Here is a 12,808-nt window from a genome sequence, read left to right as displayed (position 1 = left end):
ATATGATTAAACAGGGAGCAATTGTAATCGATGTGGGTATAAATCGAGTTCCACTTCTGGATGAGGCAGGGAAACCTGTTGTCGATAGCGAAGGAAAACGCAAAATGAAAACAGTTGGCGATGTGGTGTTTGAAGAAGCAGTGGAGAAGGCTTCCTATATTACTCCAGTGCCCGGTGGAGTCGGTCCTCTTACAGTGGTGATGCTGTTAAGAAACACACTTACTGCCTGTAAGTGGCAAAGGGAGAAAAAATAATGAGAATAATTTCTAGAAAGATTCGTTTTTCCACTCAAGGGAATGTGGATATTGTCAACCTTACCGAGCGGGTTGTGAGGAATTTAGAGGAGACTGGTCTGGGGAAGGGGGTGGTTAATATCTTTGTTCCCGGAGCTACAGCGGGGATAACCACTATGGAGTATGAGCCGGGATTGGTGGAAGATTTTCTCGCTGTCATTGAGCGACTCGTTCCCCAGAAGAAAGGTTATCTTCACGATAAGACCCATCTTGACAGTAATGCTCATTCACACCTGAGAGCAAGTCTTCTGGGGCCCTCTCTGACCGTCCCCTTCGAAAATGGGGAGCTGATTTTGGGAACATGGCAACAGATTATCTTTGTCGATTTTGACAACCGATCCAGAAAGAGAGAAGTGATTCTACAGATAATTGGGGAACAGGAATGAAACCTATACTTCAGGTAGCATTAGATTTTATTGATTTGCCCAGGGCATTAAAACTTGCCGGGGAGGCTTTACAGGGTGGAGCGGATTGGATTGAAGCAGGGACGCCCCTTATTAAAAGTAGTGGATTGGATGCGGTGAGGGAGCTGAGAAAGAGGTTTCCCAAGGCCACGTTGGTGGCTGATATGAAGATAATGGATGTGGGGAGAATTGAGGTGGAGAGTGCTGCCAAGGCAGGGGCTGATGTGGTGGTTGTTCTCGGGCTGGCCAGCGACTCTACCATAAGAGAATGTATTGAGGCAGGAAAACATTACGGAGCAAAGATAATGGTAGACCTGTTAGAAGTTGATGCGCTCTGGGAAAGAGCAAAAGAGGTTGAGAGAATGGGTGCTGATTATATAGGTGTTCATGCCTCAATAGATGAGCAGATGGAAGGAAAAGCATCTTTTCAAGGAGTGAGAGCAATTGCCGGCAAGATAGGAATTCCCATTGCTGTTGCTGGAGGAGTCAATTCCGAAAACGCCCATGAAGCAGTGGAGGCAGGGGCAAACATTATTATTGTGGGAGGAGCGATTACTAAAAACGTAGACGCCAAAAAGGCAACCGCAGAAATTAAAAAGGCAATAGAAAAAAAGATTAAAATCAAAAGCGAACTGTTTAAAAGGGTTTCTGAGGAGAATATCAGAGAGATGCTTTCCAAGGTCTCTTCAGCAAACATCTCTGATGCTATGCATCGTCAGGGGGAACTGAAAGGTATTCGTCCAGTATGTTCTGGCGTTAAGATGATCGGACCTGCATTCACAGTGAGGACCTATCCTGGAGACTGGGCGAAGACAGTGGAAGCAATCGATGAGGCACCTCAAGAGAGCGTCATTGTGATTGATGCCGGAGGGGTTGAACCGGCAGTATGGGGAGAGCTGGCTACAAACAGTTGCCTGGAAAATAATATAGAGGGAGTAGTAATTGATGGAGCGATTAGGGATGTGGTAGAAATCAGGAAGCTCAAATTCCCTGCTTTTGCTCGAATTATTACGCCCACAGCAGGCGAGCCTAAGGGATTTGGTGAAATGGGCGTGCCTGTAAAAGTTGGCGGGGTAAGGGTCTTTCCCGGGGATTGGGTCTTTGGAGACGATGACGGAGTGGTAGTCATCCCTCAAAAAAGAGTTGTAGAAATTACCAATCGGGCAATGGACGTATTAGAGAGGGAGAACAGGATACGAAAAGAGATTAAACAAGGCGGGACCCTGGGAAAAGTTACAGAACTTTTGAAATGGGAGAAAAAGTAAAAAAGGGAGTAGCGAAACCTGTTTCGCGATTGGAGTAGCGAAACTTGTTTCGCGATTGGAGTAGCGAAACTTGTTTCGCGTTATCGCAGAGCAAGCTCTGCTACTCCAGGGGGCTAGTAGAATGGAATTTAAGGGAGTGTGTACAGCGATTGGCAGCTTACCCCACCAGGACGTTGACAGAGCCTGTGAGATAGTGTTGGAGAGTTTTCCTCAAATACCGGCTTGGCCACAACTTCCCAAGCGTAATTTACGGGAGAATATGTATATACAGGCGAGTGAAGGGATGCCTTGTCTCGTCTTAGATGAGGAGAAAGGAAAGGTCTACTTCCAGACAGAAGGAGATATAAGTGGGGAGTTAGAGAAGTTCTATGAAAAGATAATAGAGAACAAAGTCGATTATTTTAAGATTAGTGAGGATTACGCAGCAGGGTTCTATTCCCTTATGGAACAAGTAAGAAAGAAACTCTCCCAGGAGAAAGGGGAAGTTAGTATTCTGGCGCTTAAAGGACAACTTATTGGTCCTATTAGTTTCGGCCTTACTGTTACCGACGAAAATAGAAAATCCATTCTTTACCACGAGCAGCTTGTGGATGCGGTGGTGAAGACTTGTGGGATGAAGGCTCGCTGGCAGATTACCAGGATGAAAGAAGTCTTCCCTCAAATTATTATTTTTATAGACGAACCCTATCTTGCATCCTTTGGTTCTGCTTTCGTCTCACTAAGTCGAGATGAAGTAGTAAATTATCTAAATGAGGTTATCGACTCCATTAAATCAGAGGGAGCGATTGCCGGGATACACTGTTGTGGGAACACAGACTGGTCGATTCTTATGGACACAAAAGTGGACATTATAAGTTTTGATGCATATAGTTATTTGGAAACCATTAGTTTGTACCCGGAGAAGTTGAAAGAATTTTTAAGTCAAGGCCGCTACTTAGCCTGGGGAATTGTGCCCGCATCCTCCCAGGTAATGGAAGAGGAGATAAACAGTTTAATTAAAAGATTCGAAGATGGATTAAAACTTTTAGGGAGTAAAGGCGTAGAGAGAGAAAGGATTCTGGAGAACTTATTGATTACTCCCAGTTGCGGCACAGGAACTCTACCGGTAGAGGTTGCTGAGAAAGTAGTGAAGTTGACCAGAGGAGTTTCCGATAATATTAAAACCAGCTATTTCCGGGGGTGAGTGAGTGAAGGAGTTAGTCGAACCCTTACAGTGGATAGGAGAAATTTCCACTTTATCTCCTCCACATAAGTTATTCCGGCAATTTCTGAATAGCCGCTATAGCTTTTTCCTGGAAAGTGGAGGTTCCGTAGGCAATTTCAGCAGGTATTCGTTCATCGGTAGTGAGCCCTTTCTTGTGTTCAAGAGCAAGGGAGACCAGATTGAAATTTGTGAACAAGGACAGACTCAGAGATTCTCGGGAGACCCTTTTGATGTCCTCAAACGGCTCATTTCTCAGTACAACTTAGCTTCTTCTGGACATTCTCCTTTTCCCGGTGGAGCAGTCGGTTATTTTGGCTATGACTTATGCCATTTCGTGGAAAAATTGCCCAGAAACAGCTTTGACGATTTACAACTTCCCGACTGCTATTTAGGTTTTTATGACCTGGTGTTATCTTTCGACCACTTAACGGGTAGACTGTTCATCTCTTCGTCGGGTCTTCCGGAAAAAGAACCGGCCAGAAGAAGAGAGAGAGCCAAGTGGCGACTGGAAGAGATGCTGAATAAATTGAACAAGGCTTCGTGGGAAGATTTCTCAGTCAGGGAAGAATACAATATTGGGGAAATAAGCTCGAATTTTTCACGGCCAGCTTATCTTGATGCTATAGAGAGAGTCAAAGAGTATATCAGGGCAGGAGACATCTTTCAGGTAAACCTTTCCCAGAGGTTTGTATGCTCCCGGATGGCTTTGCCGTTTACTATATATGAGAAGCTTCGTCGCATTAATCCGGCGCCGTTTGCCAGTTTGTTAAATTTTCCTGAGCTCAGTGTAGTAGGGGCCTCTCCCGAAAGGTTCCTGCGCATATCGGGAAGAAAGGTCGAGACCCGTCCTATCAAAGGCACGCGGCCCCGGGGTAGAGACGACCTCGAAGATAAAGAGTTAGCCAGGGAACTCTGGGAAAGTGAAAAGGATAAAGCAGAACTAATAATGATAGTTGACCTGGAAAGAAATGATTTGGGGAGAGTTTGCGAATACGGCTCTGTAAAGGTACCCAAACTCATCACTCTGGAGACCTATCCCACAGTCTTTCATCTTGTTTCTACGGTGGAGGGAGTGCTAAAGGAAGACAAAGACCACATCGACTGTTTAAGAGCCTGTTTTCCAGGGGGGTCGATAACAGGTGCGCCCAAGATAAGGGCTATGGAGATAATCGATGAGCTGGAGCCAAATCAGAGGGGGGTTTACACTGGCTCTATCGGATACATAGGATTTAATGGCGAAACCGACCTCAACATTGTAATTAGAACCATGGTAATGACTGGTGAAAAGATATACTTCCACGCTGGTGGCGGAATTGTAGCCGACTCTGATCCCGCGTCAGAATATGAGGAGACGCTACATAAAGCCAAAGCTCTAATAAAAACGCTTTCCATAGAAAAAGGGAAAGAGACGCTTACCCATCCAAGCAGTTTATAAACTGAGCCTTTGGAGTAGCGAAACTTGTTTCGCGTTAATAACGCAGAGCTGGAGTAGCGAGACTTGTCTCGCGATTAGTTATCGCAGAGCAAGCTCTGCTACTCCTAACGCACCGCAAGCGGTGCTGCTACTCCAGAGTCTTTTTGGAGTCCTCCCGAAAGGGAGGGGTGGGGAGTCGGAAGAATCCTGAATATGGAGAAAATCTTTCTCAATGGTTCTTTTGTGAATCTTACCCAGGCAAAAATTTCCGTCTTCGATAGAGGATTTCTCTATGGAGATGGTCTATTTGAGACAATGCGAGCCTATTGGGGTGAAGTTTTTCGCCTGGAAGACCATCTGGATAGGCTATTCCGTTCGGCAAAAGAAATAGAGCTCTCTTTCTCCTATACTCGAAAAGAGCTAAAAAATATAATCAAGAGAATACTAAAAACAAATAATCTTTCCGAAGCTTATATAAGACTTACTCTTTCCAGAGGAGTTTCCGAGACTGGCTTAATTTCTAAATCTAAATCTTCAGCTACTCTGGTAATAGTGGCCAGAAAGTTCAAGCCACTTTCTCTCTCAGAGTATAAAAGAGGATGGAGAGTTACAGTAGTTGAGACTAGACAGAATCAGGCATCGCCACTCTCCAGATTGAAGTCACTCAACTTTCTAAATAACATATTGGCCAGAAAAGAGGCAAAAGCCAAGGGAGTTGATGAGGGAATTTTACTCAATACTGTAGGTGATGTTACTGAAGCTTCGACGAGCAATATCTTTTTGGTGAAAAGGGGAATTGTAATTACACCACCAGAAGAGTCGGGGTTACTGCCCGGGATAACGCGAAGAGTCGTCTTGGAGTTGGCTACCAGCCTGGGACTTAAGGTATATAAAAGAAGAATTTCCTTAGATGAACTGATAGGAGTAGAGGAGGCTTTCCTTACTAATTCTTTAATTGAAATTATGCCCCTGGTAGAAATCGATTGTCGTCGAATCGGCAAGGGAAAGCCAGGTACCCTCACTCAGAGAATCCATAAGGCCTATAAAATCTTAGTGAAAAACGAAATTAAGGTCAAAAGATAGTTTGTTCAACCCTGAAGAATTTCTCTCTTGTTTTGGAGTCCTCCCGAAAGGGAGGGTGGAGTGTCAAGCGAAAGCTTGACCAGGGTGAAACTTTCGTTTCACACTCCAGAATTTAATTACCTTGCTTTCGCAAGGACTCCAAGGCACAAACTATCTTTTAACAGTTAGGTTGGAGAAAAGGATGAAATTGGCAATAACAGGTAAAGGGGGAGTGGGAAAGACTACTCTGGCTGCAGGATTGGCACTTAGTTTTTCTCAGGATGGGAAGAGAGTTATCGCTATTGACGCTGATCCCGACAGCAACCTGGCAGCCACTCTCGGTTTTCCTGAACCGGAGAAGATAGTCCCCCTTGTGGAGATGAAGGAACTGATTGCAGAGAGAACAGGGGTTGAACCCGGCACAGTGGGAGGATACTTCAAGCTCAATCCCAAAGTGGACGATATTCCTGATAAGTTTTCCAGAGAGCATCAGGGCATAAAACTTCTACTTATGGGAAGGGTAAAGAAGGGCGGGAGTGGATGCTTCTGTCCTGAAAATGCTTTTCTTAAGGCAGTACTTTCCTATCTATTTTTTAGTCAGGAAGATGTGGTAATTCTGGATATGGAAGCAGGAATAGAACATTTAGGAAGAGGTACGGCAGAAGGAGTGGATGGTCTCATTGTAGTTGTGGAGCCGAGCATGAGGTCTATGGAGACGGCATTTAGAATTAAGTCTCTGGCAAAAGATTTGAAAATAGAAAGAGTCTTTCTTCTGGGTAATAAGGTTCATGGCGATGAAGATATAGATTTCATTAGAAAGAATAGTTCCGATTTTGAAATTCTGGGATTCATTTGGTATAATAATACGTTAGTCGATAAAGTGACAGATTCTATGATTGCAGAAATAAAAGAAATTAAGAAAAATCTAATAAGGAGGCAGAATGAAAAAGGAAGACAAGTCAATAGATAAGGCGAGCCAGGAACTGTTGGAGATTGCAGAAAAAGAAGGAATCGATACTGCCTGGGATAGATATGAAACAATGGTTCCCCAGTGTGGGTTTGGTGAACTTGGTCTTTGCTGCAGGAACTGTCTTTTAGGACCTTGCCGGATTGACCCCTTTGAGGAGGGCCCTCAAAAAGGGGTTTGTGGAGCTACACCGGAGATTATTGCCGCCCGAAATTTAACCCGTATGATTGCTGCCGGGGCAGCTGCCCATTCTGACCACGGACGGGACATTGCCCATACGTTGCTATTGACTGCTCAAGGAAAGACAAAGGGTTACGGGGTTAAAGATGAACAGAAATTGCTTTCCCTCGCTGGCGAGTTGGGAATAAAAACTAATGGAAGAGATAAAAAAGAGATTACAAAGGAAGTGGCAGAAAAAGTATTTTCTGAGTTCGGTCAGCAGCATGGAGAGCTGCAATTTTCTCACCGTGCTCCAGAGAAGAGACAAGCCTTATGGCGGAAACTGGGAATTATGCCCAGAGGAATCGACAGGGAGATAGTGGAGGTAATGCATCGTACAACCATGGGAGTGGATAATGATTGTGAAAATCTCATAACTCATGGTATGAGAACTGCCTTAGGAGATGGATGGGGTGGCTCTATGATTGCTACCGAACTTTCCGATGTCCTTTTCGGGACCCCCAGACCCATCCGCGCCAAGGTGAACTTAGGTGTACTTAAACAGGATGAAGTCAACTTAGTAGTCCATGGCCACGAGCCCACGCTTTCAGATGTTATTGTGACTGCTTCTCAGGACAAGGAGCTCATCGAACTTGCCAAAAAGAACGGAGCAAAAGGTATTAACTTAGCTGGAATCTGCTGCACTGCTAATGAGATTTTAATGCGCCATGGTATTCCTATTGCGGGAAATTTCCTTCAGCAGGAACTGGCCATAACCACGGGAGCGGTCGATTTGATGCTGGTGGATGTTCAGTGCATAATGCCAGCTCTTTCCTCGGTAGCTAAATGTTTCCATACAAAGATAGTTTCTACTTCTCCCAAAGCAAAATTTCCCGGAGCAGAACATGTGGAGTTTAAAGAAGAGGAAGCTCTGCCTATTGCCAAAAAGATTGTAAGGATGGCGGTGGAGAATTTCAAGAATAGAATGAAAGAGAAAGTTAATATACCCAATGAAAAAATGGATTTAGTGGCGGGATTTACTGCGGAGACTGTATTTAAATTTCTGGGAGGGAAATACCGAGCTACCTATCGTCCTTTGAACGATGCCATAATCAGTGGTAGATTGAGAGGAGTAGCAGGTATCGTTGGCTGCAATAATCCCAAGATAAAGCAGGATTGGGGCCATGTAGAGATGGCTAAGGAGTTGATTAAGAACGATGTCTTGGTGGTAGTCACTGGTTGTTCAGCTATTGCCAGTGCTAAGGCAGGACTTTTGAAACCGGAAGCTGCATTTCAATACGCGGGAAAAGGTTTGCAGGAAATATGCGAAACAGTAGGGCTTCCCCCGGTTCTCCATGTTGGCTCTTGCGTGGACAACAGCCGAATCCTGATTACTCTCTCTAACGTCGTTGCCGAAGGTGGTTTGGGTGACGATATATCCGACTTGCCTGTTGCTGGAGCTGCTCCAGAATGGATGAGCGAGAAAGCAGTGGCTATCGCATTCTACGTTGTAGCTTCGGGTGTATTCACTGTGCTGGGCAATCCCTTCCCAATTTTGGGAAGTAAAGAAGTAACTGACTTACTGACTAAAAGATTGGAAAAGATTGTGGGAGCGAACTTCGCCTTTGAATCAGATCCTATAAAGGCTGCCCACCTGATGATAGACCACATCAATAAGAAGCGAGAGGCACTTAAGTTGAAACCAGTAATGTATGAAAGAGAAAAAATGGTGGTAAAATAGAAATGGGAAAGATTTTCTGCGATATAAAGAAATGTCTGGGTTGCAAGTCTTGTGAAATAGCCTGTGCTGTGGAGCATTCTGAAAGTAAAAATACCTTTCAGGCAATAAGGGAAGAGAAGAAACCCCGCCAGAGGGTAGTTGTACGAAGCACTAGTAAGGAACCTTTCCCTTTGCGTTGTCATCATTGTGAGGAGGCGCCTTGCGTTCAGGCTTGTATGTCAGGCGCAATGTATAAAGACGAACAAGGTTTTACCAAGCACGATGAGGATAAGTGTGTGGGGTGCTGGATGTGTATTATGGTCTGTCCCTTCGGGGCGATATCGCGGCAGGAGAGTCTGGCTTTGAAGTGCGACCTCTGTCCGGATAAAGAGGATAGTTTTGCCTGTGTTGAAGGTTGTCCCACAAAGGCTCTTTTTGTAGGTACTTGGGAAGAGTTCAAGAAAAAGTTGGGGCAAGAGAAGAGGTGAATTATGCACTATGTGATTGTGGGAGGAAGTGCAGCTGGAATTAATGCAATAGAAGCAATCAGGAGTGTGGATAAGGAAGGAAGAATAACTCTTATTTCTGATGAGGAATTTTCCCTCTATTCCCGCTGCTTGATTACATACTTCATAGCAGGGAAACTTGCCGAGGATAAACTCAAATACCGAAGCAGCGATTTTTACGAGAAAGAAAAAGTGGGTGCTCTACTCGGGGTTAGGGCAACGAAACTGGTGCCAGAAGAAAGAAAACTCATCCTGGATAATGGAAAGGAACTCACTTACGATAAGTTATTGATTGCCACAGGCGCCTCACCCAAGATGTTAGAGATACCCGGTAGTGATAAGGAAGGAATTCTTGGCCTGAGGACTTACCGTGATGCTCAATTAATTAATGATAGGCTGGATAAAGTAAACAGGGTTTCTATTCTTGGTGGGGGCTTGATAGGTTTGAGAGCTGCCTATTCTCTCCATGCAAGGAATAAAGAAGTTAAGGTCATAGTTAAATCGAACCAGGTCTTATCTCAGATGCTCGATAGAGTAGCGGCAAATCTAATTAGGAAAAAGATTGAAGGCAAGGGTATTCAGGTTATGACTGGACTGGCTGCAGTTGAATTTCTAGGTGGCAAAGAAGTTACTGGCCTGGTGCTGGATGATGGTAGAAGACTGGAGTGCGAGCTGGTAGTTGTGGGAAAGGGAGTAAGTCCGAATTTAAAGTTAGTAAAAGACACAGAAATAAAAACTGATTATGGGATTATCGTTGATGATTATCTTCAAACCAATCTTCCAAATATATATACTGCCGGCGATGTAGCTCAGGCGAAAGATTTAATTACTGGCCAGTCGACTATAAATGCCCTGTGGCCCTGTGCAGTCGCTCAGGGAAGGGTTGCGGGATTGAATATGGTCGGGAAAAAATTGAAGTATGACGGGTCTCTGGCTATGAATTCAGTAGAATTTTTTGGACTGCCGGTAGTTTCCATGGGGATAACTCGACCGAAAGAGAAAGAGTATGAACAGTTGGTTAAGGAGGACGAGAAGAACTTCGTATATAAAAAAGTGGTACTTAGAGAGAATAAACTTCAGGGAATGATTCTGGTCAATAGGATTGAGCAGGCAGGGGTTATGGGGATTTTGATGAGAAAGAAAGTAGATGTTTCACCGATAAAGACGATGCTCTTAGAGGATAGATTCGATTTTGCCAAGATTTTGCCCATAATAAAAGAGGGGAAAGAGTTATTCACCGAGCGGGAATTTGAAGAAGCCATAATTAGTTATTAGAAGATAGTTCGTTTATCGCCGAAGAATCTCTTGGCGTAGAAAGCCTGGAGTCCTCCCGAAAGGGAGGAGGAAACCTTGCTTTCGCAAGGACTCCATATTATTATCTTTTGAATGTTGTAGCTGCAGAGCGAAGTTCTGCGTTGTAGGTGTCCCGTGCAGGCGGGGTGGTCGCTCGATTAATGGTAATGAAGTTCCCAAGGGACTATGTTGATTTTCGAAAGGAGTAAATATGTCCAAGATAGTGGCAACAGCAGCAATCAGAGGCGCACATAAAATAGTGGGAGAGGCAGAGGAATCTTTAAATAAGGCGATTAAAGAGAAAGGAAAAGAACAGAAAGTTGAGTTCCCCGAGACAGCTTACTTCCTTCCTATGGCCTATGCACTTTTGGGAATAGAAGTAAAGAATTTGGGAGACATGGTACCTGTGTTGAAAGAAGCGAAGTTGCTTTTGAGAGAGGAACCGAGCCAGTCTCTATGGCTTCCCTATCTTGGTGATGCACTCGATTCCGGTATAGCCACTCTCTTAGGAGAAGAGATTATTGTTGCCATAAGATATCTATATGGCAAAGAACCCCAACCCGATTGTGTGGGTTTCTATACCGATACCTGGATGAGAAGTTATGGGATACAATTGGTAGATGGCAGGATGCCCGGTTTTGCTGCCATATTAGGTGCGGCTCCGGATAACAAAACGGCGGTGGAGATAGTTAGGGAATTTCAAAAGAGAAGTATTATATGTTTTGTTGGTTCTAGTTCTAATGGCAAGAGTATAATCGACCAACTTAAAGAAGAGAATGTTCAAATGGGTTGGGAAACATACATAGTTCCTTACGGACGCGATACTATAACTGGAATCTATCCCCTCAACTGGGCTATCAGATCGGCTCTCACCTTTGGTGGTCTTAAGAAGGGAGAAGCACTGAAGTGTCTCAAATATTGTCAGAATAGAGTATTCGCCTTTGGGTTGACTTTAGGCGAGCTGGATGATGTGAAGTATGCTACTGGTGCAGGAGCTATTAACATGGGCTTTCCTATAATCGCCGATACCGATATCCCCGAGATAAGACCTAGTGGTATCTGCACCTATGAACATTTAGTGAAAGAACTCGACCATAAGAAACTGGTTCCTACCTGCATTCAAGTGAGGGGTGTTAAGGTGAGGGTAACGGAAATTCCCATTCCTGTTTCCTATTCTGCTGCTTTTGAAGGGGAAACAGTAAGAAAAGAACAGATGTATGTCCAGTTTGGAGGGAAATATTCCACTGCTTTTGAATATGTCACTACAAGAGATTTGGACGAAGTGGAAGATGAAAAAATAGAAGTAATTGGGCCGGAAGTGGACGAAGCCGAAGAGGGTGGAGCTATGCCTTTGGGAATCTATGTGGAAGTAGCTGGCAGGAAGATGCAGAAGGATTTTGAGCCCATATTGGAGAGGCAGATTCATACTTTTTTAAACGAGGCTATGGGGATATTCCATATGGGACAAAGAGACATGTGCTGGTTAAGAATCAGTAAGGACGCGAAGAAGAAGGGCTTTAAGATTCGCCATTTTGGAGTAATTATTCACGCACGCCTTCACGACACCTTCGGGGCAATAGTGGATAAGGCTCAGGTTACCATTTACACTCGACAGGAAGATGTGGAAAAACACATTTCTGAGGCAAAAAAAGCTTACGAGGAACGCGATGAACGTATGGCAGGAATGACCGATGAGAGCGTGGATACCTATTTCAGTTGTACCCTTTGTCAATCGTTTGCACCGAATCATGTTTGCATAGTTAAACCGGAGAGGTTGGGATTATGTGGCGCTTATAGTTACATTGATGCTAAGGCTTCTTTTGAACTGAATCCCACAGGACCAAACCAGCCGGTGAAAAAAGGAGAATGTCTTGACCCGGTAAGGGGTGAGTGGAAAGGAGTGAATGAATTCATCTATCAAAAGTCGAACAAAACTTTAGACCGCTTCCACGGTTATTCCATAATAAGTTGCCCGGAGACTTCATGCGGGTGCTTTGAGTGTATCATTGCTATACTTCCTGAGACGAATGGTTTTATGATTGTAAATAGGGAATTTGCTGGTATGACTCCCATAGGAATGACTTTCAGCACCCTGGCTGGTTCTGTGGGTGGCGGAGCGCAGACCCCGGGCTTTATGGGTATTGGAAGACTTTATATTATCAGCAGGAAGTTTATCTCTGCTGATGGGGGGATAAAGCGCATAGTATGGATGACAAAAGAACTCAAAGAAGTACTAGGAGATAAATTTAAAAAGAGGTGCGAAGAGGAAGGAATTCCTGACCTGATAGATAAAATTGCTGATGAGACAGTGGCCACCACAACAGAGGAACTTCTCTCATATTTGAAGAAGGTGAAGCACCCGGCTTTAGAGATGGAACCATTGATATAATTGAAAAAGGAGGTGAGTAAGTTATGGCTAAAGCGACAAAAGTCAATCATTTAATTGTGGAGACTCCTGATGAAGTGGGCATGATGGCAAAGGTCTGCTCGGCAGTTTCGGATGCGGGAGTAAATATTAAAG

Annotated in this window: 11 protein-coding genes; all 11 read left to right on the top strand. The window is 44.3% G+C overall.

Annotated features, from left to right (window positions below):
* Positions 1-254: hypothetical protein (locus tag VMW39_03210; GenBank protein HUW23020.1), on the top strand; the 254-nt coding region annotated here is incomplete at its 5' end.
* Positions 254-679 carry a secondary thiamine-phosphate synthase enzyme YjbQ gene (locus VMW39_03205; protein ID HUW23019.1) on the top strand — a complete coding sequence of 142 codons (426 nt, stop codon included), beginning with the start codon at positions 254-256 and terminating at the stop codon, positions 677-679. The genes VMW39_03210 and VMW39_03205, both read left to right, overlap by 1 nt.
* Positions 676-1,962, top strand: a complete 1,287-nt coding sequence (hxlA, locus tag VMW39_03200; GenBank protein HUW23018.1) for a 3-hexulose-6-phosphate synthase — start codon at positions 676-678, stop codon at positions 1,960-1,962. Before VMW39_03205 ends, hxlA begins: the two co-directional genes overlap by 4 nt.
* A 121-nt stretch (positions 1,963-2,083) precedes the next feature.
* Positions 2,084-3,145 (top strand): hypothetical protein, encoded by a 1,062-nt coding sequence (locus tag VMW39_03195; GenBank protein HUW23017.1) that lies wholly within the window; start codon positions 2,084-2,086, stop codon positions 3,143-3,145.
* A 4-nt stretch (positions 3,146-3,149) separates the two neighbouring features.
* Positions 3,150-4,601: an aminodeoxychorismate synthase component I gene (gene pabB, locus VMW39_03190; GenBank protein HUW23016.1), complete on the top strand. Its 1,452-nt coding sequence runs from the start codon at positions 3,150-3,152 to the stop codon at positions 4,599-4,601.
* A 192-nt stretch (positions 4,602-4,793) separates the two neighbouring features.
* Positions 4,794-5,663 carry a branched-chain-amino-acid transaminase gene (gene ilvE / locus VMW39_03185; GenBank protein ID HUW23015.1) on the top strand — a complete coding sequence of 290 codons (870 nt, stop codon included), beginning with the start codon at positions 4,794-4,796 and terminating at the stop codon, positions 5,661-5,663.
* 181 nt (positions 5,664-5,844) lie between these two features.
* Positions 5,845-6,612: an AAA family ATPase gene (locus VMW39_03180; GenBank protein ID HUW23014.1), complete on the top strand. Its 768-nt coding sequence runs from the start codon at positions 5,845-5,847 to the stop codon at positions 6,610-6,612.
* Complete coding sequence (cooS, locus tag VMW39_03175; GenBank protein HUW23013.1) at positions 6,584-8,509, top strand: anaerobic carbon-monoxide dehydrogenase catalytic subunit; 1,926 nt, start codon at positions 6,584-6,586, stop codon at positions 8,507-8,509. Before VMW39_03180 ends, cooS begins: the two co-directional genes overlap by 29 nt.
* A 2-nt stretch (positions 8,510-8,511) precedes the next feature.
* The gene (locus tag VMW39_03170) at positions 8,512-8,976 is read left to right on the top strand and encodes a 4Fe-4S dicluster domain-containing protein (protein HUW23012.1); all 465 of its coding nucleotides are present in this window, start codon (positions 8,512-8,514) and stop codon (positions 8,974-8,976) included.
* A gap of 3 nt (positions 8,977-8,979) precedes the next feature.
* Complete coding sequence (locus tag VMW39_03165; GenBank protein HUW23011.1) at positions 8,980-10,269, top strand: FAD-dependent oxidoreductase; 1,290 nt, start codon at positions 8,980-8,982, stop codon at positions 10,267-10,269.
* Positions 10,270-10,498: 229 nt separating this feature from the next.
* On the top strand, positions 10,499-12,676 hold the full coding sequence (gene acsB, locus VMW39_03160; GenBank protein ID HUW23010.1) for an acetyl-CoA decarbonylase/synthase complex subunit alpha/beta: 2,178 nt from the start codon (positions 10,499-10,501) through the stop codon (positions 12,674-12,676).
* The last annotated feature ends 132 nt before the right edge of the window (positions 12,677-12,808 follow it).

Source organism: bacterium (assembly GCA_035530055.1).
Classification (GTDB): domain Bacteria; phylum UBA6262; class WVXT01; order WVXT01; family WVXT01; genus WVXT01.
Note: the sequence above shows the minus strand (reverse complement) of the source record. Positions and strands in the feature narration are given on the sequence as shown.

Excerpts from the sequence above, each read along its gene's own strand:
- hxlA (HUW23018.1), top strand. The coding sequence starts at position 676 with ATGAAACCTATACTTCAGGTAGCATTAGATTTTATTGATTTGCCCAGG.
- VMW39_03170 (HUW23012.1), top strand. The coding sequence starts at position 8,512 with ATGGGAAAGATTTTCTGCGATATAAAGAAATGTCTGGGTTGCAAGTCT.
- acsB (HUW23010.1), top strand. The coding sequence starts at position 10,499 with ATGTCCAAGATAGTGGCAACAGCAGCAATCAGAGGCGCACATAAAATA.
- VMW39_03205 (HUW23019.1), top strand. The coding sequence starts at position 254 with ATGAGAATAATTTCTAGAAAGATTCGTTTTTCCACTCAAGGGAATGTG.
- VMW39_03180 (HUW23014.1), top strand. The coding sequence starts at position 5,845 with ATGAAATTGGCAATAACAGGTAAAGGGGGAGTGGGAAAGACTACTCTG.
- VMW39_03165 (HUW23011.1), top strand. The coding sequence starts at position 8,980 with ATGCACTATGTGATTGTGGGAGGAAGTGCAGCTGGAATTAATGCAATA.
- VMW39_03195 (HUW23017.1), top strand. The coding sequence starts at position 2,084 with ATGGAATTTAAGGGAGTGTGTACAGCGATTGGCAGCTTACCCCACCAG.
- ilvE (HUW23015.1), top strand. The coding sequence starts at position 4,794 with ATGGAGAAAATCTTTCTCAATGGTTCTTTTGTGAATCTTACCCAGGCA.
- cooS (HUW23013.1), top strand. The coding sequence starts at position 6,584 with ATGAAAAAGGAAGACAAGTCAATAGATAAGGCGAGCCAGGAACTGTTG.